We start from the raw sequence: 21243 nt of genomic DNA, 5'->3' as shown, positions 1-21243 counted from the left end.
TGGTTCCCAACCAACAAACCCAGGCGTTTGTTCGTTGAAACCAAAAAAACAGGGTACCCCTGTGAGAACCCCCACCACATCAGTGGTGAAGGACCATCACCAGGACCCTGTACAATAAAATACTGTTGTTCCATAACAAGAACACCCAACAAGCCACCCAACCCCAGCAACAGCTGACGGTTCAGGGGAACGAGTTACGGTGGTCATAGCGTGGGGGAAACGCCCGGTCCCATTCCGAACCCGGAAGCTAAGACCCACAGCGCCGATGGTACTGCATTCGTGAGGATGTGGGAGAGTAGGACACCGCCGGACAACACGTAAAAAGAAGGTCGAGGCCCCACACCAGCAATGGTGCGGGGCCTCCCTCACTTAACAAACAAAACACCAAACCCACCACCACCCAACGCAACGGCCAGCACCACCCGCCACCACTAAGACATACCCACCACGCAACGGCCACCCCACCAGGTGGCCACACTTGTCTAATAGACACCCACACCCCACCACCGGCACGGCACCCCAACACCAGCAGCGCGCAGCAGCACTGCACCCCAACACCAGCACCGCGTAGGGCACCGCTGTTTAACCCGCTCGTGCACCCCCCGCGTCAGCCCGCTCGTGGATCTCCCCGACAGCCCTGGGGGCGCCCGGCCTGGTCAGAGGGGGAGGCCGTGTGATCATGCCGGCTCCACGAGCGGTGCCGGGATGGTGGCGGTCAGGGATCTTGGGCATAGGATCCGGCGCCAGGGTTGGACTCGAGGAATTGCTGCCGTTCACACGCCAGCTCGTGGAAATGCCAACTCTCCTTTCGCCGCAGCACCTCGATCCTCACGGCGGCGGTGACAACCTCGGATCTGACGAACCGGGCATCTTTCTGCGTGCGGCTGTCGGACCCTGGTTGGGTCCTCCTAATGGCCGTTTACTTTTGGCAATGTCTTGACGGCGTCCGTCGGCGGATGCAGTCATTGGGATGAGGCGGCATTCGGGCACACGGAAACGTGCGGCGGCAGCACCGACCGCGAAAACCGTAGGCTCGTTTGAGATGCGGGATCCTGTTCAAGTCCAAAACGTAGATGGCAACCATCCCAATTTCCGAGACTCTGCGGATGCTCAAATCCAGAAGGCAACCAAATCCAAGCGGCTGAAGCCTTTAGCGCACCTATTTGCTTCCCATGCGGGGCATCCCGGTCAGGAAACGTATCCATGTCCAACTTTCAGTGACGGCCACACCGGCCTCGGGTAGCATGACCGTGCCTCATGTTCGTCTGGCTTGGCCTGGGAGATGCCCCGGAGCCAGGTAGACCTCTGATGGCAGGTTGGGGCGAATCCATATGTTGATGGCATTGACGTCCAATAGCCCGGTCGCAGGAAATACTAGGTTGCTGGCCTGGGTATCCATGCGGTCGCCATGATCAGTCCACTACTGGCTCCGAGCAGGAGGCCGAAATACTTGCCGTTCAGGGGCGAAAAACAGCGACTGATCCCGTGGTTGCCAGCATTCTTTAGTAGGTGTTCGGGGTCACAGGCTACCAATTGGATATGTGGAGAAAAGGTGTGTATTGTTTTCTGAGTTGCCCCGCTTGGTGCGGGTGTGAAAATCCTGAGTTTGTTTCGGCCGGTTTATTCCGGTTGTTTTTCATGTCTTGGGTGGTTGTTTTACTCTTTATGGGGTGAATGCCGGCGGGTTTATGGATTTGCTTTTTGAAAGCTGGTTCGGTAAGCTTGCAAAGTTGCCCTGGTGCTGATCGTCAAGGATTTACCTGTTGTTTACGGGTTGTTGTTGGTGTGTGGCTGGGTGTGGTTGTTGTTTGAGAACTCAATAGTGTGCCAAGTTTTATTGATACCAATTTATTTATATTGAATTGGTTATTTGATTGGTTGTTGCCGCCCCTGTGGTGATGGCTGATCGTTTAGCTGGTTTCGAATTTAGTGCATGTGTTCATTACCTTTTTCCGGTGTGAATGTGTGTGTCTGTTTAGTTATTAACGGAGAGTTTGATCCTGGCTCAGGATGAACGCTGGCGGCGTGCTTAACACATGCAAGTCGAACGATGAACCGGTGCTTGCACTGGGGATTAGTGGCGAACGGGTGAGTAACACGTGAGTAACCTGCCCTTAACTCTGGGATAAGCCTTGGAAACGAGGTCTAATACTGGATATTGACTTTTCCTCGCATGGGGATTGGTTGAAAGATTTATTGGTTTTGGATGGACTCGCGGCCTATCAGCTTGTTGGTGAGGTAATGGCTCACCAAGGCGACGACGGGTAGCCGGCCTGAGAGGGTGACCGGCCACACTGGGACTGAGACACGGCCCAGACTCCTACGGGAGGCAGCAGTGGGGAATATTGCACAATGGGCGAAAGCCTGATGCAGCGACGCCGCGTGAGGGATGACGGCCTTCGGGTTGTAAACCTCTTTCAGTAGGGAACAAGGCCAGACGTTGTCTGGTTGAGGGTACTTGCAGAAGAAGCGCCGGCTAACTACGTGCCAGCAGCCGCGGTAATACGTAGGGCGCAAGCGTTATCCGGAATTATTGGGCGTAAAGAGCTCGTAGGCGGTTTGTCGCGTCTGCCGTGAAAGTCCGGGGCTCAACTCCGGATCTGCGGTGGGTACGGGCAGACTAGAGTGATGTAGGGGAGACTGGAATTCCTGGTGTAGCGGTGAAATGCGCAGATATCAGGAGGAACACCGATGGCGAAGGCAGGTCTCTGGGCATTAACTGACGCTGAGGAGCGAAAGCATGGGGAGCGAACAGGATTAGATACCCTGGTAGTCCATGCCGTAAACGTTGGGCACTAGGTGTGGGGGACATTCCACGTTTTCCGCGCCGTAGCTAACGCATTAAGTGCCCCGCCTGGGGAGTACGGCCGCAAGGCTAAAACTCAAAGGAATTGACGGGGGCCCGCACAAGCGGCGGAGCATGCGGATTAATTCGATGCAACGCGAAGAACCTTACCAAGGCTTGACATGAACTGGAAACGCTTGGAAACAAGTGCCCCGCTTGCGGTCGGTTTACAGGTGGTGCATGGTTGTCGTCAGCTCGTGTCGTGAGATGTTGGGTTAAGTCCCGCAACGAGCGCAACCCTCGTTCTATGTTGCCAGCACGTAATGGTGGGGACTCATAGGAGACTGCCGGGGTCAACTCGGAGGAAGGTGAGGACGACGTCAAATCATCATGCCCCTTATGTCTTGGGCTTCACGCATGCTACAATGGCCGGTACAATGGGTTGCGATACTGTGAGGTGGAGCTAATCCCAAAAAGCCGGTCTCAGTTCGGATTGGGGTCTGCAACTCGACCCCATGAAGTCGGAGTCGCTAGTAATCGCAGATCAGCAACGCTGCGGTGAATACGTTCCCGGGCCTTGTACACACCGCCCGTCAAGTCACGAAAGTTGGTAACACCCGAAGCCGGTGGCCTAACCCCCTTGTGGGGAGGGAGCTGTCGAAGGTGGGACTGGCGATTGGGACTAAGTCGTAACAAGGTAGCCGTACCGGAAGGTGCGGCTGGATCACCTCCTTTCTAAGGAGCACCAAACGCCACGAGATGGCCCGCATGGGTTGTGTTGGTGGTGTGAGGAGTAAAGACTCATTGCCAGAACGTATGTTTCTGGGTGAGTTGCTCAAGGGTGGAATATCAATAAAATAGCCGATGATCGGTCACGCTTAGCCTGGTTCAAGTACAACACCTCTTTTGGGGGTGTGAGGAACGAACCTTTCGGGTTGAGGGTTTTCTGGTTGTTATGTGTTTGGCACACTGTTGGGTCCTGAAACAACAACTGTTTCGATCCGCACCCCTGTGGGGTGTGTGGTTGAAGGGGTTGGTGTGTTTCTGGTTTCCCGCACACAACGGATCCACCGATGAAACACTTTTGCGTGTTGTTGGGTGGGGATGTGTGTGGTGGGGTTGTTGTTTGAGAACTACATAGTGAACGCGAGCATCTTTATAAAGAAGCAATTTCTTTGAGATAATTAGAACCTGGATCTGATGCTGGTACACCTTTTGGGTGTGGTGGTAGCGGTTTTCATGGTTCTCTCGATAAGTAAGAGTGACAACTTGTGTGTTGTCAAGTTTTTAAGGGCACACGGTGAATGCCTTGGCATTAGGAGCCGAAGAAGGACGTAGGAATCTGCGATAAGCCTCGGGGAGTTGATAACCAAACTTTGATCCGAGGGTGTCCGAATGGGGGAACCCCGCCACCGGTTGCAAGACCAGGTGGTGACCCGCATCTGAATATATAGGATGTGTGGAGGGAACGTGGGGAAGTGAAACATCTCAGTACCCACAGGAAGAGAAAACAAAAGTGATTCCGTTAGTAGTGGCGAGCGAACGCGGAACAGGCTAAACCGTGTCATGTGTGATAGCCGGCGGGCGTTGCATGGTGCGGGGTTGTGGGACTTACCGTGACGGATCTGCCGGTTCGTTGAGGGGAATGGTGCATGTATAGGTGAACGGTTTTGAATGGCCGACCGTAGAGGGTGAGAGTCCCGTAACTGAAATGCAGTGCACTCCCTTAGGTGAGTATCCCAAGTAGCACGGGGCCCGAGAAATCCCGTGTGAATCTGTCAGGACCACCTGATAAGCCTAAATACTACCTAATGACCGATAGCGGACAAGTACCGTGAGGGAAAGGTGAAAAGTACCCCGGGAGGGGAGTGAAATAGTACCTGAAACCGTGTGCTTACAATCCGTCAGAGCAAGCGTGCACCTTGGTGTAGTTGTTCTTGTGATGGCGTGCCTTTTGAAGAATGAGCCTGCGAGTTAGTGTTACGTCGCGAGGTTAACCCGTGTGGGGAAGCCGTAGCGAAAGCGAGTCTGAATAGGGCGAGTGTAGTGGCGTGATCTAGACCCGAAGCGAAGTGATCTACCCATGGCCAGGTTGAAGCGCGTGTAAGAGCGCGTGGAGGACCGAACCCACTTCAGTTGAAAATGGAGGGGATGAGCTGTGGGTAGGGGTGAAAGGCCAATCAAACTTCGTGATAGCTGGTTCTCCCCGAAATGCATTTAGGTGCAGCGTTGCGTGTTTCTTACCGGAGGTAGAGCTACTGGATGGCTAATGGGCCCTACAAGGTTACTGACGTCAGCCAAACTCCGAATGCCGGTAAGTCAGAGCGTAGCAGTGAGACTGTGGGGGATAAGCTTCATAGTCGAGAGGGAAACAGCCCAGACCACCAACTAAGGCCCCTAAGCGTGTGCTAAGTGGGAAAGGATGTGGGATTGCTTAGACAACCAGGAGGTTGGCTTAGAAGCAGCCATCCTTAAAAGAGTGCGTAATAGCTCACTGGTCAAGTGATTCCGCGCCGACAATGTAGCGGGGCTCAAGTACACCGCCGAAGTTGTGGATTTCAAACATTGCCCTAGCCATTAGGTTCGTCCTGTGGTTCAGGGGTTTGGAGTGGTAGGGGAGCGTCGTGTAGGCATTGAAGTCGCAGTGTGAACTAGCGGTGGAGCCTACACGAGTGAGAATGCAGGCATGAGTAGCGAAAGACGGGTGAGAAACCCGTCCGCCGAATGATCAAGGGTTCCAGGGTCAAGCTAATCTGCCCTGGGTAAGTCGGGACCTAAGGCGAGGCCGACAGGCGTAGTCGATGGACAACGGGTTGATATTCCCGTACCGGTGAAGAACCGCCCATATTGAACTAAGGATACTAACCACCCAAACCACTAATTGCGTGCCTTCGGGCCAGGATTGTGTGGGGAGCGTGGGACCTGACTTAGGGAGGTAAACGTATTAACAGGTGTGACGCAGGAAGGTAGCCGAGCCGGGCGATGGTTGTCCCGGTCTAAGGACGTAGGAAACACGATAGGCAAATCCGTCGTGTTGTCTTCAATGACGATTCTGAGATCTGATGGGACCCCCGTAGGGGGGAATTCGGTGATCCTATGCTGCCTAGAAAAGCATCGACGTGAGGTTCAAACTGCCCGTACCCCAAACCGACACAGGTGATCAGGTAGAGAATACTAAGGCGATCGAGAGAATTATGGTTAAGGAACTCGGCAAAATGCCCCCGTAACTTCGGGAGAAGGGGGGCCTGCCCCGTGAAGAAGATTTACTCTTCATGAGCGGGTGTGGGCCGCAGAGACCAGGGGGAAGCGACTGTTTACTAAAAACACAGGTCCGTGCGAAGTCGCAAGACGATGTATACGGACTGACTCCTGCCCGGTGCTGGAAGGTTAAGAGGACCGGTTAGCTCAACTTGTTGAGCGAAGCTGAGAATTTAAGCCCCAGTAAACGGCGGTGGTAACTATAACCATCCTAAGGTAGCGAAATTCCTTGTCGGGTAAGTTCCGACCTGCACGAATGGAGTAACGACTTCCCCGCTGTCTCAACCATAAACTCGGCGAAATTGCAGTACGAGTAAAGATGCTCGTTACGCGCAGCAGGACGGAAAGACCCCGAGACCTTTACTATAGTTTGGTATTGGTGTTCGGAGTGGCTTGTGTAGGATAGGTGGGAGACTGTGAAGTCACGACGCTAGTTGTGATGGAGTCATCGTTGAAATACCACTCTGGTCACTTTGGACATCTAACTTCGGCCCGTAATCCGGGTCAGGGACAGTGCCTGATGGGTAGTTTAACTGGGGCGGTTGCCTCCTAAAAAGTAACGGAGGCGCCCAAAGGTTCCCTCAGCCTGGTTGGCAATCAGGTATCGAGTGTAAGTGCACAAGGGAGCTTGACTGTGAGAGGGACACCTCAAGCAGGGACGAAAGTCGGGACTAGTGATCCGGCGGCACATTGTGGAATGGCCGTCGCTCAACGGATAAAAGGTACCTCGGGGATAACAGGCTGATCTTGCCCAAGAGTCCATATCGACGGCATGGTTTGGCACCTCGATGTCGGCTCGTCGCATCCTGGGGCTGGAGTAGGTCCCAAGGGTTGGGCTGTTCGCCCATTAAAGCGGTACGCGAGCTGGGTTTAGAACGTCGTGAGACAGTTCGGTCCCTATCCGCTGCGCGCGCAGGAAATTTGAGAAGGGCTGTCCTTAGTACGAGAGGACCGGGACGGACGAACCTCTGGTGTGTCAGTTGTACTGCCAAGTGCATCGCTGATTAGCTACGTTCGGATGGGATAACCGCTGAAAGCATCTAAGCGGGAAGCCCGCTTCAAGATGAGATTTCCATACACGTAAGTGTGAGAGGCCCCCAGCTAGACCACTGGGTTGATAGGCCGGATGTGGAAGCGAGGACTAAAGACTCGTGAAGCTGACCGGTACTAATAGGCCGATAACTTACACAACACACACATCTTTATACACAAAGATTGCTCGCGTTCACTATGTGGTTCCCAACCAACAAACCCAGGCGTTTGTTCGTTGAAACCAAAAAAACAGGGTACCCCTGTGAGAACCCCCACCACATCAGTGGTGAAGGACCATCACCAGGACCCTGTACAATAAAATACTGTTGTTCCATAACAAGAACACCCAACAAGCCACCCAACCCCAGCAACAGCTGACGGTTCAGGGGAACGAGTTACGGTGGTCATAGCGTGGGGGAAACGCCCGGTCCCATTCCGAACCCGGAAGCTAAGACCCACAGCGCCGATGGTACTGCATTCGTGAGGATGTGGGAGAGTAGGACACCGCCGGACAACACGTAAAAAGAAGGTCGAGGCCCCACACCAGCAATGGTGCGGGGCCTCCCTCACTTAACAAACAAAACACCAAACCCACCACCACCCAACGGCCACCCCACCAGGTGGCCACACATGCTTAAAGACCTACATCCCGCCACCCCACCACCAGCACGGCGCAGCAGCACGGCACCCCATCACCAGCACCGCGCAGGGCACCGCTGCTGGGACAGGGCAGGACGGTGCAGCCTTCCCGCACCACACCACACCATGGCCACCCCAGCAGCCGGGTAGCGGCTGCCCAGGGGCCATGGTGGTACTACCCCAGAATAATGTCCGTGGCCGTTGCCGGGGACTGGCCCGTGGAAACAAAGCCGGAGACGTTCGCCTGCGGGTGCTTGATAATGTCCGTGACAGAGCCGAGGTGGCGGGAGAGATCCACCTTGTCCTCCGGAGCTGCCAGGAGTAGCTGGAATCCGAACTCCTGGAGTGCGTTGATTCCAGCGCCGGCATATTCGGAGTTGGCTTGAATAAACGCCTCGTCAATCATGACAGTTCCGTAGGTGCTGTAACCCTGCACGTCAATGCCTAGCTGGTAGGCAAGTGCGGCGCCCATAATGAACGAGGTGAAACGCTGGCCCTCACCACCGGAGAGTGTGCCCGGTTCCAGCCCAATCTCCACTTCGCCATTGGGGCGATGCTCATTGCAGCTGATGGTGACATGCTGGCGCACGTCCAGCACGGTATCGGCCCAATGTGCCAGGGCAGGGTCCTGCAGGGCGTTGACGAGACCTTCCAGCTGTTGATAGCTGGCGGCCATACTTTCCTCGGAGGCCTTGGCGTAGGCGTTTCCAAGGGCTTCCTTCAGTTCCAGACGGAAAGCCCGAGCCTCCTCTGGAATGGTGGTCCGCACCTCCAAGCGAAGCCGGCTGCCCTTTTCAAACGGCACATCGGCCAGGATTTGATTGAGCGGCAGGATGCGTTCCTCAATGGAACGGCGTTCCTCTTCCAGGAGTTGGAGTAGGTCCGAGAAGCGTTCGTAGGAGCGGTTGTTGAAGTACTCCTTGAACTCCTCCTGACGCTGCGGCAAGCCGTCGGAAACGATGCGCGAGAACAGCTCCTCATAGTGCTCTGCAGCGTCCGCGCCTGTTCCGTGACTTGCACTCATGGTGGGACCAAACTGACGAGCGAAAGCCTTGAATATCTCGCTCAGGGCGCCTTCCGCGCGAAATTGGCGTTCCTTGATTGTGGCAATGCGCTCACCAAGATCCACGGCAACGTGGCCCAACAGGACTTCCAGCTCGTCAAGGGTGGTGGGTTCGCCGGCGTCTATCAGGTAGGGCCCAAAGGCTTCCAAGGCCCAGTCCTCCGCGGGAACCGCATTCTCGTTGCCCGCCAGGACGGTCTGGACTTGAGCCAGATCCTTCTCGATGCTGGAGTGATCGTGGTGCAGCACGGCAACACGGCCCACTGCGGCTTCAAGGTCCGCGTTCGCTTGGGCCAAGGAATCCCTGAGCTGTGCCAAGGTGGCGCTGCCGGCAATGGTTTGTTCCAGCGTGGCCGCAAGTGTGGACAGTTGTGCGGACAGTGCCGCTGAATCCAAGTTCTCGAAGATTCGGGTGTCAGCGGCAATTCGCTTCAGCGCCGTCAACCTCCGCGCGGATTGGTCCTTGGCCAGACTGCTTTGGGTAGCCAAGGACTCTGATTCGGCATGCTTTGCCGCTAGCGCCTGGGCCTGTTCTTCCAGCTGCGCAATCTTGGCCACGTTGTTGAATCCGAGCAGGTAGTCGGCCGGATTGATGGTGCGTGTATCGCGTTCAAAGACTGCCGAGCTCAGTTTGACCGTGCCCGCAAGTGAGAGTGCCTTTCCATGATCGTGGAGAGCAGCGTCGCTCTCAACGCAGGTGTAGGCAAAATCTCCGGTGATCTTCTCGCGCAGCCAGCCACCGGCGTCGGAATCATGGAAATCAAGCTTGTTGACAAGGTGGCCCTTCCCGGCCTTGGCCGGGCGCGCCGGAACGCCGAGGTTGATCCAACGCAGCTTGCCGAGGCCTTCCAGGCCGTCAATGGCGGCGGTGACGGCCGCAAGATCATCACTGCGGATGAGCAACGTTGTGGCGAGAGAGCGCAGGACCTTTTCGGCTGCGGGACGCCATGCGCCGTGCCTACTTCCAATATCCACAAGCTCACCGGCGAACGGCATGTCCTCGGTGGCCAGCCCGGTTGCTGCGCTGATGGCTCGACGGGCTGCCGCGCTGCGCGGATCAATGTTGGAACCCCGGCGCTGATAGGACTCGATCTCGGCCCGGAGCGCTTTCTCCTGCGCCTTGACGTTCACGCTCGCGGCAACGGCTTGGTATTCGCGAGTCCGGGCCGATTCGGTCTCTTCCTGTTGACGCTCGACGCCGGAGGCCGCCGCCGCACGCGCATCGGCAAGGCCCTGCGCAGTCCAGTCATACTCGAGTCCGGCACCAACGAGATCGTCCCGGGTTTCAGCCTCTAAGCGCTGGCGCTCGGCCAGTTCACGCTTGACGGTCCGAATGTCCTTCTCCAGGCCCTCGATGGCCCGCCCGCCGTGGTTGGCGTGCTGCTCGGCCAGCGACGCAGCGGATTCCGCCAAGGCATCCTTGGCCTGCGTGGCGGACGCTATTTGTGTGAGCTTTTGATCCCTGGCCTCGCCTAGCGCAACAGCCTTCGCCGCCAACAATTCGCCTTGGAATTGCTTGCGGAGGAGGGGTAGCTGAACGTTTTTTAGCTCAACTGTGCGAGATTGGCTTTGTGTTAGTTCCCGCAATTTCTCGTGCAGTTCGGGCACCGGAGCCAAGGTGTCACGCTGTTCCCGGGCGTCCTCGAGCTGGCGGTAGATCCCACTGAGGTGGTTGAAGTCCTCCACTGCCGCCGCAGCTGCGGTCACCGTGGCAGGCTTGTCCAGCACCTCATAGCGGAAGAATCGGTTGACGCCCTTGTCCAGGCCCTTGCCGTTTTGAAGTGTGCGCAGCAGGCTAAAGGCCTTGTCATTGTGGATGCCCAGTTTGCGCCGGAACCGTTCCGCAAAAGTCTTGTGAACATCGAATGCCTCAGCCCCCGGCAATGCAGCGTGAAGGGACGACGGCGAAAAGCGCCGGCTGCCGTGGCTTTCCAGCGCCTCGGTGTCCAGCGGCTTGTCGTGGATGACATAGTGCTTTCCCACCTGCCCTTCGAGCCCGTTGGCGGGAAGGTCGAAGAGCGCTGCAATAGTGACGTGCCTGCCCAGCCCGTCCTCGAAGACCAGGGCAGTTGCCGACCAGGTTGCGCTGGGGCGCTGGTACACAACGCCGTCGCCCGTCTTGATCTTGCGCCCCCGCATGTAGCTGAAGGTGGTGCGGCGGTCCTTGCGATTCGAGGCCTCGTGGGCCGACTCATTCAAACGCGGAGCCGCATAGAAGATGTGCTGAATGCCGTCAAAGAGCGTGGACTTTCCCACACCGGGGTGACCCGTGAGCAGCGTTCCTGCACGGTCCACGTACATGCTGTGCCGGCCGTGGAACGTACCCCAGTTAATGATCTGGATCTGACTTAGACGGTATTGCCCCGGATTGACGTCTTCGCCAATTGGCAGGGTGGTTGCAATGCTCACTGGCGGATCTCCTGCGCTGCGTTGATGGTCTCTTCTGCGTCGTTCTCGTCTTGGCTGCCGTCAGCGGTGGCTTCAAAGAGATCGCTTCCGGCAGTTTTCTCCAATGCGGCCAGGTAGGCGGGAATTTGGTCGATCGAGTCAAAGGGCAGCGCCAGGGCAAGCGCATTGCTGACCCGGTATTCATGCTCGAGTTCCGTGGGCAGGATCAGTTTGAGATTGAGCAGCCTGGCCAGTGCCGCGTCTGTCTGTTCGTCGAGTCGCTTGTCATCAACCGTGCCAGGCTGGCGGTGTTCGGCCAGAATCTCACGGGCGGCGGCGCGCGAAATGCCCACATCGGTGCCAGATCCGGCGTGCCGATCGAGCAGGACCCGCAGGCGCAGGGCAAGCAGGGTTTCCTCACGCCGCAGGGGCTTTCGGGCCACGATAGGCTGCGTGTGAACGGCATCGATCCCGGCCGGGGCCAGCAGGGCGATCTTGCGTTCGGAATCCACCGTCAGCAGCAAAAAGATCTCACTGAAGTACTGCTGCAGTGACACGGAGTGGGTCAGAATGGTGTTCCAGAGTGCGGGCTCTGCCGCGCCGTCAACGTAAGGTCCACGCAACAGCCGCACAAGCCCCTGGCGCAGTTCCAACGGGAAGGAACCGGTGTCGCCGTCGAACAGGATCCGCTCGGTGCTGCCTGTATTTCCCGCACGCGCTGACGCGCCGGCGCCGCGCAGTTGAGGGGTTGACTGGGAACTGGTGCTCATGATGCGGAGTCCTTAGTGAAGGTGAACAACGGGACACGCGCTGTGCGGGTGCTGCCGTCGATCTGGGTGAAGGTCAGTGTTTCACTTTGCTCCGGGTCGACGCTGTTATCGGAGCTGCGGGCAGCAAGAATCAGTCCGCGAATGGTGTTGATGTGCTGAAGTTCGCTTGGCAATGATGCATAAACCTCATGCAGGGTGGCGGATCCATTGCGGATTTGACGGGCATGCTCGACGGCGGCATGCAGCCTTGGCATGTCCGGTGCCGGGGTGACAGGTGTGCGGTGGATATCAGCGCCGCTCAACGCCGGTGGTGCGGCGAGCTTGGGTGGTGGCACATGATCCTCCGGATTGAAGATGCCCAACCCGGCCAGGGTTTCAAATTCAGGGCTGTACAAAAGCGGTTCAACAACGCCGGTGCGCGAACCCAACGCGGCCGACGCCACGGCCTGTTCGGCTGCATGAATCGCCTTGCGCAGCAGGACCGACTCTTTGAATTCGGCCGATTGAACGTAGGCGTGCAAACTTTCAGACAGGCGCCCATAAATCGCGTGAACCTCGCCGGCCTGCCTGCGCATCTCACGCAGGAGTGAGGCCAAGTTGCCGCGCTCCTCAGAGCTGAGCTGGTCCGTAAAGTCACGCTCCAGCACCTCATTGATTGACTGCCTAAAGCGTGCCTGCTGAACGGGGTCGTTGAGGAACTCGGTGAAGCCTTGGAAAGTTTCACCTTCTGCGGTTCCGCGCAAAGCCTTGTCCCCGGCCAAAACCTGGCCAACTGCAACACCCTTAGTCACGGAGGATTCCATGATTTCCTGGCGAATCGAGTGCAACATGACCTCGACGCCGTCGCGCATGCGCTTGAAGTCCGCCGGCAGGCCCGCCGCCAGATCCAGCACGCTGCGCGTGGCCGCAACGGCGGAATCATCCGATAGCACTGCAGGGCTGGCGCCGGCCCTCAGGGAGGAGAGCTCGCTTTCGCGCTCGGCAATTTCCGCCTCAAGGGTGGCAATTCGGGATTCAGGATTGGGGTCGCTTTGCGCAGACAGCGTCTCGATGCTGTTCAGCAGTGTGCTGAGGCGCGAGCTGTTCAGATTGGTCCGGTTACCCGTGAGCGTGTCAATGAACGCCAACACCCGTGCCGTGCCGGCCGTGGGTTCGTAGAAAAACTTGCCATCCACCATAGGTCGGGAAAGAAACTGGCTGCGCACCCAGGAATCGGCATAGTGCGAAGCCTGCCAAGCCTCATTGAGGCTCAGGTTTTCCTCTCGCAGTTCCTTCATGAAATCGGCCAGATCGGCGTGGAATGTCTCCAGCGGCACGCGCTGCTTGCTCGCCGTGAATGCTGAACGAAGGAAGGCCACGGTCCATGGGGCGCCTTGGAGCAGCTTCCATGCTGGGCTCAGGCGCAACTGTTGCTGGGCGTGCCACTGCGCAACGGCGTTGTCGGTAAAGCGCATGGCAAGGCCTTTCGGCAAAAGAGGGCGGGGTTCATTCCATTTTAAGGCATGGCAGTCCGGGAAAAGACGGCGTTCGCTGTTAAGCCACCGGTAGAGCACCGGACTGAACCGCGAACGCCGCACCTTTTGAAAGTTAGCTGCCGCGTGTGGCGAGAGTTACGCACAGGGGGGAGCCATCGGTGTCATGCTTACGGTAAGCTTGATAAGTCTGTGCTGGCACCTGGATCACTCATTGGGTGGACGCGGGGCCAGACGGGCAATGCAAATGAACCTCCTGTTACGGAAATGCCGTAACCGCCTAGACCAAAGGAGGTGGGTTCACATATGCGTCCTTACGAACTGATGGTAATCATCGACCCCGATGTTGATGAGCGTACCGTTGAGCCGTCGCTTCAGAAGTTCCTGAATGTCATCACCAACGATGGTGGAACCATCGAAAAGGTTGACATCTGGGGCCGTCGTCGCCTGGCTTATGACATCCAGAAGAAGTCTGAAGGTATCTACGCAGTGGTGAACTTCACCGCTGAGCCTGCTACCGCTCAGGAACTTGACCGCGTGCTTGGTATCAACGAGACCATCCTGCGCACCAAGATCACCCGTCCGGAAGAGCAGAAGGTTGTTGCCGAGTAATTTCGGCAATTTCTTTATAGCTTTTTCTTTGTAGGAAAACACCAAGCAGGAAGCAGGAGCAGATGGCAGGCGAAACCACTATCACGGTCATTGGTAATCTCACCAGTGACCCGGAACTTCGGTTCACACCGAGCGGTTCAGCAGTAGCGAACTTCACCATTGCGTCGACTCCGCGGACCTTTGACCGTCAGAGCAACGAGTGGAAGGACGGCGAAACGCTGTTCCTCCGTGCGTCGATCTGGCGTGAAGCGGCCGAGAACGTTGCCGAATCCCTGACAAAGGGTACTCGCGTGATTGTTTCGGGCCGGCTGAAGTCGCGGACCTACGACACTAAAGAAGGCGAAAAGCGCACCGTCATGGAGCTTGAGGTCGATGAGATCGGCCCCTCGCTGCGTTACGCAAACGCCAAAGTTAACCGCACTCAGCGCTCCGGCGCCCAGGGCGGCGGCAACTTTGGTGGCGGCAATGGCGGCCAGGGCGGAAACTTCGGCGGCGGCAACGCTGGCGGAGCGCAAGGCGGCTTTGGCTCCAACGCTGGCGGAGGAAACTTCGGCGGCAATGGTGGCCAACAGCAGCAGCAATCCGCACCGGCATCTGATCCCTGGGCAACGCCCGGCGGCTCAACTGGCGGCTGGGGCGCAGGCCCGGATAACTCCGAGCCTCCCTTCTAACAAACAAGCATTTTTAGTACGGCAACCGCCGTACGCACTCCATCCCGCGGATTAATATCCACGGGCTCCACGAATACTAAGGAGCTCCACGATGGCTAAGGCTGAACTCCGTAAGCCCAAACCAAAGTCCAACCCCCTGAAGGCCGCTGACATCACTGTCATCGACTACAAGGACGTAGCATTGCTGCGCAAGTTCATCTCTGATCGCGGAAAGATCCGTGCGCGCCGCGTCACGGGTGTAACCGTTCAGGAGCAGCGCAAGATCGCTCAGGCAATCAAGAATGCCCGCGAAGTTGCCTTGCTGCCCTACTCCGGCGCTGGCCGCGGTTAAGGGAGATAAATAAACATGGCAAAGCTCATTTTGACCCACGAAGTAAGCGGCCTCGGTGCCGCTGGCGACATCGTTGAGGTAAAGAACGGTTACGCACGTAACTTTCTTCTGCCCCGCGGCTTCGCACTGACCTGGTCCAAGGGTGGTGAGAAGCAGGTTGAAGCCATCAAGGCTGCACGTGCTGCTCACGCACACGCTACGACCGAAGCTGCTCAGGCACAGGCTGCTGCCTTGCAGGCTCAGCCGGTTGTTCTGACCGTCAAGGCCGGCGAAACTGGACGTCTGTTCGGTACCGTCAAGGCTGAAGACGTTGCAAAGGCTGTTGCCGCTGCAGGTCTCGGAACCATCGACAAGCGCAAGGTTGAACTGCCTGCTCACATCAAGAGCACCGGCAAGCACACTGCAACCCTTCGTCTCCACGAAGATGTTTCAGCTGTTATCACCTTGAACGTTGTAGCAGGCTAATACCCAGCTTCACCGCTTTGAAAAGCCCGGCCCCTTTTTTGGGGGCCGGGCTTTTTGTTCTCTGCGCTTGAAACTAGTCCCGCTGAGATTGCAGCGATTGGATGTCTGTTGTGGTGGAGTGTTCATACGTCATTGCGATGAGCTCGCGGAGCACGTCCAGGTCAATGTCGGCCAATTTGTTGATGTACAGGCATGCCACGCTCGATTTGAACTTCCCCAATTTTTCCAGCAATGGCGGAGCCTTGGGCGGATACTGCAACCCATAAATCACCAGGCTGGCTTTTCTTGGTGAAAATCCGACGGCGGCCGCGTCACCTTCGCGTCCGGAAGCGTACTTGTAGTGGTATTCACCGAAGCCAATGATGGTGGGCCCCCACATACGTGGCGGCTGCCCTGTGACCTCCTCCATCAACTCCGTCAGTACGCGGGCGTCCTGGCGCCGGATAGCCGAGGTGTCCACGGTGTTGATGAATTCCCATGGGTCTACCTGGGTTGGTGCTGTCTTGTACTCTGAGCTCATGGTGGCCCTCCATTCGTTCTAAGAAGTTTAGCGTTGGCTGCGAAGACCCCTCCAGCATCAGGCAGGTACATACTATGACGTGCATACAGGCCAGTGAGAGCGATAACAATAATTGCTCGGGGATATCCACAGCGAGACATATATCTGTGGATATTCGGGTGCGTACTCCTGTTTAGAAGATGCGTCAAGCGTCACCTTCCACAGGCGGCGCGGTGACAAAATTCTACTTCTCCACAGGGGGTGGATAGCGTTTCCGCAGGTCAGGGGTAGTTTTGTGGCCAAGAAATATGTTTATCCACATGCTTGTCCCCATCCTGTGCACAAGCTAGAGGGGTTAATGCACCGGTTATCCACAGGGGCCGTGGATAACGGGGTTGGTGGATGCCAGCTAAGCGTCTAACGTTACAAATGAGCTCTCCTGCGCGACAACTTTGTCGGTATCAGCTGGTAAGGAGTAGTAGTAACAAGAATTGCATCGCCACAAGCGATGAATGGCCCGGCCAGCAGGGCAGAAAGAGGGCACCAAACATGTCGGCTCCAGCCAGGGAATCAGGCAATTCCAGTCGCGAACCCGATTTCGCAAGAACGCCGCCACAGGATCTTGTAGCAGAACAAAGCGTCTTGGGTGGCATGATGCTCTCCAAGGACGCCATTGCGGACGTCGTGGAAGTTCTGCGCGGAAACGACTTTTACCGGCCCTCACACGAGAGCATCTATGAGGCCATTCTGGACCTCTATGGCCGAGGTGAGCCCGCCGACGCCGTGACGGTTGCCGATGAGCTGACCAAGCGCGGTGAGATCACCAAAACCGGTGGCGCGGCGTATCTGCACCAGTTGATCCAGTCGGTTCCTACGGCTGCCAATGCCGGCTTCTACGCGGAAATTGTGGGCGAACGCGCCGTATTGCGCCGCCTCGTCACCGCCGGAACCAAGATCGTCCAGATGGGTTATGCCCAAGACGGTGAGGTCGAGGAGGTTGTCAACGCCGCACAGGCGGAAATCTTTGCCGTAGCCGAACGCAGAAACACAGAGGACTATGTGCTTCTGAAGGACGTCATGGAATCCACTGTGGATGAAATTGAGGCGTCGGGGCACAAGACCGAAGGCATGACGGGCGTACCCACGGGCTTCTACGAATTTGATGAACTCACCAATGGCCTCCATCCGGGCCAGATGATCGTCATCGCGGCCAGGCCTGCCGTTGGAAAGAGTACGTTCGCCCTTGACTGGGCGCGATCGGCAGCCATCGACCACAACATGGCCACAGTGGTGTTTTCCTTGGAAATGGGCCGGAACGAAATTGCCATGCGCCTCCTCTCGGCTGAGGCAACCATCAGCCTGCAGGATCTGCGAAAGGGAACTGTCAAGGATGATCAGTGGTCCAAGATTGCCACGACCATGGGCCGAATGAACGAGGCTCCGCTCTTCATTGACGATTCTCCGAACATGTCACTCATGGAAATTCGTGCCAAATGCCGGCGTTTGAAGCAGCAGCACGACCTGAAATTGGTCATTCTGGATTACCTTCAGCTGATGTCCTCGGGCAAGCGCGTTGAATCGCGTCAGCAGGAAGTCTCCGAATTCTCGCGTGCCCTGAAGCTGTTGGCCAAGGAGTTGCAGGTCCCTGTTGTGGCCCTGTCCCAGCTGAACCGAGGTTCGGAACAGCGAACCGATAAGAAGCCCATGGTTTCGGATCTTCGTGAATCCGGTTCCATTGAGCAGGATGCGGACATGGTCATCCTGCTGCACCGTGAAGATATCTACGACAAGGAATCAGCCCGTGCCGGCGAGGCCGATGTCATTGTCGCCAAGCACCGTAACGGTCCAACCAAGACAATCGTGGTTGGTTTCCAGGGCCACTATTCACGGTTTGCCAACATGGCCAGTGAGAATGGCGGCGGCTACTAACCTGTCAGTTCCGGTGCTGGCTGTGACGCTTGCCTCTGCCCGCCCGCTGTAAGGCCGCCTGCAAACCTGAAACTGGATTCGATTTTTTGCCCTGCATAGCAGCCGGCAACGATCAAAACCGCACCCAGGGCCCCTATCCAGCCCAACGTTTCGCCAGCTAGCCAGACGCCGACAGCCACGGCCCACACAGGTTCGGTGCCCATGAGCAGGCTGGCTCGCGACGCAGATGTGCGCCGAACAGCCCACAACTGAACCAGGAACGCGAAGACGCTGCAGGCCAGGCCCAGGTACACGATGTTGAGCCAGGCGGCGGGAGAAAATTCCGCCGCCGAGGCAACCATTTCCATCGGGTTGATCAGGATGGCCAGCAGCGCACAGACGAGGGACTGGATCAGGGTCACCGTGATCGAGCTATAGGGCCTATTGGCCGTTAATGCGCCCAACAATGTCACATGGACCGCGCGGACCGCTGCGGCCCCGAGCATGAGCAGATCACCCACATTGGGACTACGGAAACCGTCACCCGTGACCAAAAGCGAAACGCCCACCACCGACACCACTGCCGCCACGAAAAACGACGGCGGCAGCAACCTTCGTGTTGCTGCGGCGTCAAGCAGGGGCGTGAAGATGACTGTCAGGCTGATCACCAGGCCGGCATTGCTTGCTTGGGTTTGTGCCACACCAAAGGTTTCCAAGAACAGGACAGCGGATTGGGTTAGCCCCAGAATCGCGCCTGTCCAGGCCTCGGCGCGGCCGGGAAAACGCCGTACCCGCCACAACCAGAGGATGCCCAGGCCAATCGATGCGACAAGAAAGCGCCAGCCAAGGATGGACGGGACGCTCGTTACAGCCGTGAGCTCCTTGGCAACCAGGTAGCTGCTACCCCATACACAGGCCACGGCCAGCAGGGCAATATCAACGCTCAAGCGATCCCAGGTTCTCTTCACCTACTCATACTGGGCGCAGAAATACACATTATCCAGAAGCAATTTGGCGGCTAATACATTAGTTTGAACTTATGGAAATTTCGCAACTACGCGCCCTCCGTGAGGTCCACGACAGGGGCAGTATTGCCGCCGCCGCGCAATCCATGGCGGTAACGGCATCTTCTGTCTCACAACAGCTGGCCGCCCTGCAGCGCAAAGCCGGAACCGCACTGACGTACAAAATTGGGCGCCGGACGGCCCTAACGCCCGCAGGACTGGCTCTCTGTGCGGCCACGGTGGAGGTGGAAATTGCCTTGGCCAAGGCCGATGCCGCCGTCGGCTCCTTCAAGGAAAGCACCAAGGAGCCTGTCCGGGTTGCGGCCTTCCACAGTGCGGGGCTGGCCTTCTTCGGCCGGCTAGAGCGGGCGGTGATGGCCGGTGGCGGGCCGCCTGTGCAGCTCTCGGACCAGGACGTCGCGCAGAAGGATTTTGCAACGCTGGCGGCCGACCACGACATCGTGATCGCCCATCGGATGCCGAACAGTGCGCCCTGGCCGCCGTCAGTTAGGGTTACACCGCTGGCCTACGAGCCGTTGGACGTTGCAGTCAGCGTCAATCATCGCCTGGCTACACGGAAGAGCCTGAAGCCGCAGGATCTTCTCGGTGAACGTTGGGTCTCGGTCCACCAAGGCTTCCCCCTGGTGGGCGCCATTGAAATGATCGGCACCATGGCCGGGGAGGAAGTTGATGTGGTCCATCGCATCAACGAATTCTTCGTGGCCGCAGCCCTTGTGGAGCAAGGTGGGTGCGTGTCATTAATGCCGCGCTACCTCGTTGACCAAAGTTACTTTTCGGACCTGATCCTGATTCCGCTGAGCGAGCCAAGGCTTGGACGGCGAATAGATATACTGGCCAGGCCTGAGGCCATGGAACGCGCGGGCGTCCTCCACGTCGTCGCCACATTGCAGACCATTATGCGAGAGCTGCTCGAACCACCCCACTCACGCCGGCCGATACCCTTGGAAGATGCCTAAAACCGTGACACCGACTGCTGATAAACGCGAGGCCCGCCGCGCCACCGCCGGAGCCATCCGGGGACTGGCCATACCCGCGTTTGGGGCACTCATCGCCGAGCCATTGTTCCTCCTTGCCGATTCGGCGATCGTAGGACATCTGGGAGTTTCAGAGCTGGCTGGTGTCGGTCTGGCAGCGACGGTGTTGCAAACAATAGTCGGCCTTATGGTGTTTCTGGCATATTCCACAACCCCTGCGGTCGCGCGACTTTTGGGTGCCGGAAAGCATGGTGAGGCGCTGGCCGTCGGCCGGGATGGGCTGTGGTTGGCCGCAATCCTCGGCGTGGTGCTTGCCGTCGCTGGGCTGGCCGCTGGCGACCGGCTACTGGGTGTCATGGGCGCCGAAGGGGAGCTTCATGAGCACGCCAACGCATACTTCTCGATCAGCCTTGCGGGACTGCCGGCCATGCTTCTGGTCATGGCCGCGATGGGCGTCTTGCGCGGTCTGCAGGACACCAAGACTCCGTTGATCGTGGCAGGGGCCGGCTTTGGCGTAAACATCGTTTTGAACTTCGTCCTTGTCTACGGCTTTGACTTGTCCGTGAGTGGCGCCGCGCTTGGCACCGTGGCAGCCCAATGGGCCATGGCGATCGTGTATTTGGTCATCGTTGTGCGTGCCGCGCGGCGGTATGACGTTGGCCTGCGCCCTGACTGGAACGGTGTCAGGGCCGTGACGCGCGTTGGCAGCTGGCTGATGCTCCGCACCCTGTCGCTGCGCGTTGCCATTCTGGTCACTGTCCTGGTGGTTACGGCCCAAGGTTCGAGCAACCTCGCCGCCCATCAGCTGGCGATGACGATCTTCACATTCTTGGCCTTTGCCCTGGATGCCCTCGCAATTGCGGCTCAGGCGCTGATTGGAAAGGAGCTGGGGGCAAGCAATGTCCCCGAGGTGCGTGCCTTGACCAAGACCATGACTCAATGGGGGCTTGGCTTTGGTGTTCTGACGGGATTGTTGCTGGCTTCGGCCTCAACAAGCGTTGGCTGGCTGTTCACGACGGACCCCGGCGTCCACGCCGGTCTCACGGTGGCCCTGCTGGTCATGGCGGTGGGTCAGCCGCTTGCAGGTTATGTCTTTGTGCTCGACGGTGTTCTCATCGGAGCGGGGGATGCTCGCTATCTCGCGCTCGCCGGGGTGGGCAACCTTGTGGTGTACTTGCCGCTGCTCTTCTGGATCAGCCACGTGAACTTTGGCGATTCGGCACCTGGTCTTCTGTGGGTGTGGGTGGCGTTCAGCGTTGCTTACATGGGCGCCCGGGGTTTGACGCTGGGGCTGCGTGCCCGAACCGGACAATGGATGCAGGTCGGCGCACCTGCCAGCCGCGGCTAGACT

At 57.8% G+C, this 21243-nt stretch carries 12 protein-coding genes and 4 rRNA genes; 11 read left to right on the top strand and 5 right to left on the bottom strand.

Annotated features, from left to right (window positions below):
- Positions 1-195: 195 nt before the first annotated feature.
- The 4 genes from rrf (BLV41_RS15510) (at position 196) to rrf (BLV41_RS15495) (ending at position 7588) form a co-directional block, all read left to right on the top strand.
- Positions 196-312 (top strand): 5S ribosomal RNA (rrf, locus tag BLV41_RS15510).
- A gap of 1670 nt (positions 313-1982) precedes the next feature.
- Positions 1983-3520, top strand: a 16S ribosomal RNA gene (locus BLV41_RS15505).
- A gap of 542 nt (positions 3521-4062) precedes the next feature.
- Positions 4063-7233: ribosomal RNA gene (locus BLV41_RS15500) — 23S ribosomal RNA — on the top strand.
- Positions 7234-7471: 238 nt separating this feature from the next.
- A 5S ribosomal RNA gene (gene rrf, locus BLV41_RS15495) occupies positions 7472-7588 on the top strand.
- The 16S, 23S and 5S rRNA genes sit together here, the layout of an rRNA operon.
- 301 nt (positions 7589-7889) lie before the next feature.
- On the opposite strand, the gene BLV41_RS15490 is transcribed toward rrf (BLV41_RS15495), so the two are convergent.
- The 3 genes from BLV41_RS15490 to BLV41_RS15480 are packed head-to-tail and all read right to left on the bottom strand — an operon-like array spanning position 7890 to position 13389.
- Positions 7890-11186 (bottom strand): ATP-binding protein, encoded by a 3297-nt coding sequence (locus tag BLV41_RS15490; protein ID WP_074712385.1) that lies wholly within the window; start codon positions 11184-11186, stop codon positions 7890-7892.
- Positions 11183-11935 (bottom strand): DUF4194 domain-containing protein, encoded by a 753-nt coding sequence (locus tag BLV41_RS15485; RefSeq protein ID WP_083360820.1) that lies wholly within the window; start codon positions 11933-11935, stop codon positions 11183-11185. Before BLV41_RS15485 ends, BLV41_RS15490 begins: the two co-directional genes overlap by 4 nt.
- The gene (locus BLV41_RS15480; RefSeq protein WP_074712384.1) at positions 11932-13389 is read right to left on the bottom strand and encodes a DUF3375 domain-containing protein; all 1458 of its coding nucleotides are present in this window, start codon (positions 13387-13389) and stop codon (positions 11932-11934) included. The genes BLV41_RS15485 and BLV41_RS15480 overlap by 4 nt, the downstream gene beginning before the upstream one ends.
- Before the next feature lie 324 nt (positions 13390-13713).
- Between BLV41_RS15480 and rpsF the strand changes: the two genes are divergently transcribed.
- From rpsF to rplI, 4 genes are all read left to right on the top strand, one after another.
- Positions 13714-14019 carry a 30S ribosomal protein S6 gene (rpsF, locus tag BLV41_RS15475; RefSeq protein WP_044574807.1) on the top strand — a complete coding sequence of 102 codons (306 nt, stop codon included), beginning with the start codon at positions 13714-13716 and terminating at the stop codon, positions 14017-14019.
- Between the two features lie 62 nt (positions 14020-14081).
- Positions 14082-14690 carry a single-stranded DNA-binding protein gene (locus BLV41_RS15470; RefSeq protein ID WP_044574803.1) on the top strand — a complete coding sequence of 203 codons (609 nt, stop codon included), beginning with the start codon at positions 14082-14084 and terminating at the stop codon, positions 14688-14690.
- A gap of 91 nt (positions 14691-14781) precedes the next feature.
- Complete coding sequence (rpsR, locus tag BLV41_RS15465) at positions 14782-15021, top strand: 30S ribosomal protein S18 (protein WP_003800144.1); 240 nt, start codon at positions 14782-14784, stop codon at positions 15019-15021.
- Between the two features lie 15 nt (positions 15022-15036).
- Complete coding sequence (gene rplI, locus BLV41_RS15460; RefSeq protein ID WP_044574800.1) at positions 15037-15486, top strand: 50S ribosomal protein L9; 450 nt, start codon at positions 15037-15039, stop codon at positions 15484-15486.
- Positions 15487-15559: 73 nt separating this feature from the next.
- On the opposite strand, the gene BLV41_RS15455 is transcribed toward rplI, so the two are convergent.
- Positions 15560-16006, bottom strand: coding sequence for a DUF1801 domain-containing protein (locus tag BLV41_RS15455; RefSeq protein WP_074712383.1), 447 nt, complete (start codon positions 16004-16006; stop codon positions 15560-15562).
- A gap of 528 nt (positions 16007-16534) precedes the next feature.
- Between BLV41_RS15455 and dnaB the strand changes: the two genes are divergently transcribed.
- The gene (dnaB, locus tag BLV41_RS15450; RefSeq protein WP_044574795.1) at positions 16535-17914 is read left to right on the top strand and encodes a replicative DNA helicase; all 1380 of its coding nucleotides are present in this window, start codon (positions 16535-16537) and stop codon (positions 17912-17914) included.
- Here the strand turns inward: dnaB and BLV41_RS15445 are convergent.
- Positions 17911-18840, bottom strand: coding sequence for a DMT family transporter (locus tag BLV41_RS15445; protein ID WP_211481636.1), 930 nt, complete (start codon positions 18838-18840; stop codon positions 17911-17913). The genes dnaB and BLV41_RS15445 overlap by 4 nt on opposite strands.
- A gap of 92 nt (positions 18841-18932) precedes the next feature.
- Here BLV41_RS15445 and BLV41_RS15440 point away from each other — a divergent pair, with 92 nt between their 5' ends.
- Together BLV41_RS15440 and BLV41_RS15435 are read left to right on the top strand one after the other, a co-directional pair.
- On the top strand, positions 18933-19874 hold the full coding sequence (locus tag BLV41_RS15440; protein WP_074712382.1) for a LysR family transcriptional regulator: 942 nt from the start codon (positions 18933-18935) through the stop codon (positions 19872-19874).
- Positions 19867-21240, top strand: a complete 1374-nt coding sequence (locus BLV41_RS15435) for an MATE family efflux transporter (RefSeq protein ID WP_074712381.1) — start codon at positions 19867-19869, stop codon at positions 21238-21240. Before BLV41_RS15440 ends, BLV41_RS15435 begins: the two co-directional genes overlap by 8 nt.
- The last annotated feature ends 3 nt before the right edge of the window (positions 21241-21243 follow it).

Source organism: Arthrobacter alpinus (genome assembly GCF_900105965.1).
GTDB classification, from domain to species: Bacteria; Actinomycetota; Actinomycetes; order Actinomycetales; family Micrococcaceae; genus Specibacter; species Specibacter alpinus.
Note: the sequence above shows the minus strand (reverse complement) of the source record. Positions and strands in the feature narration are given on the sequence as shown.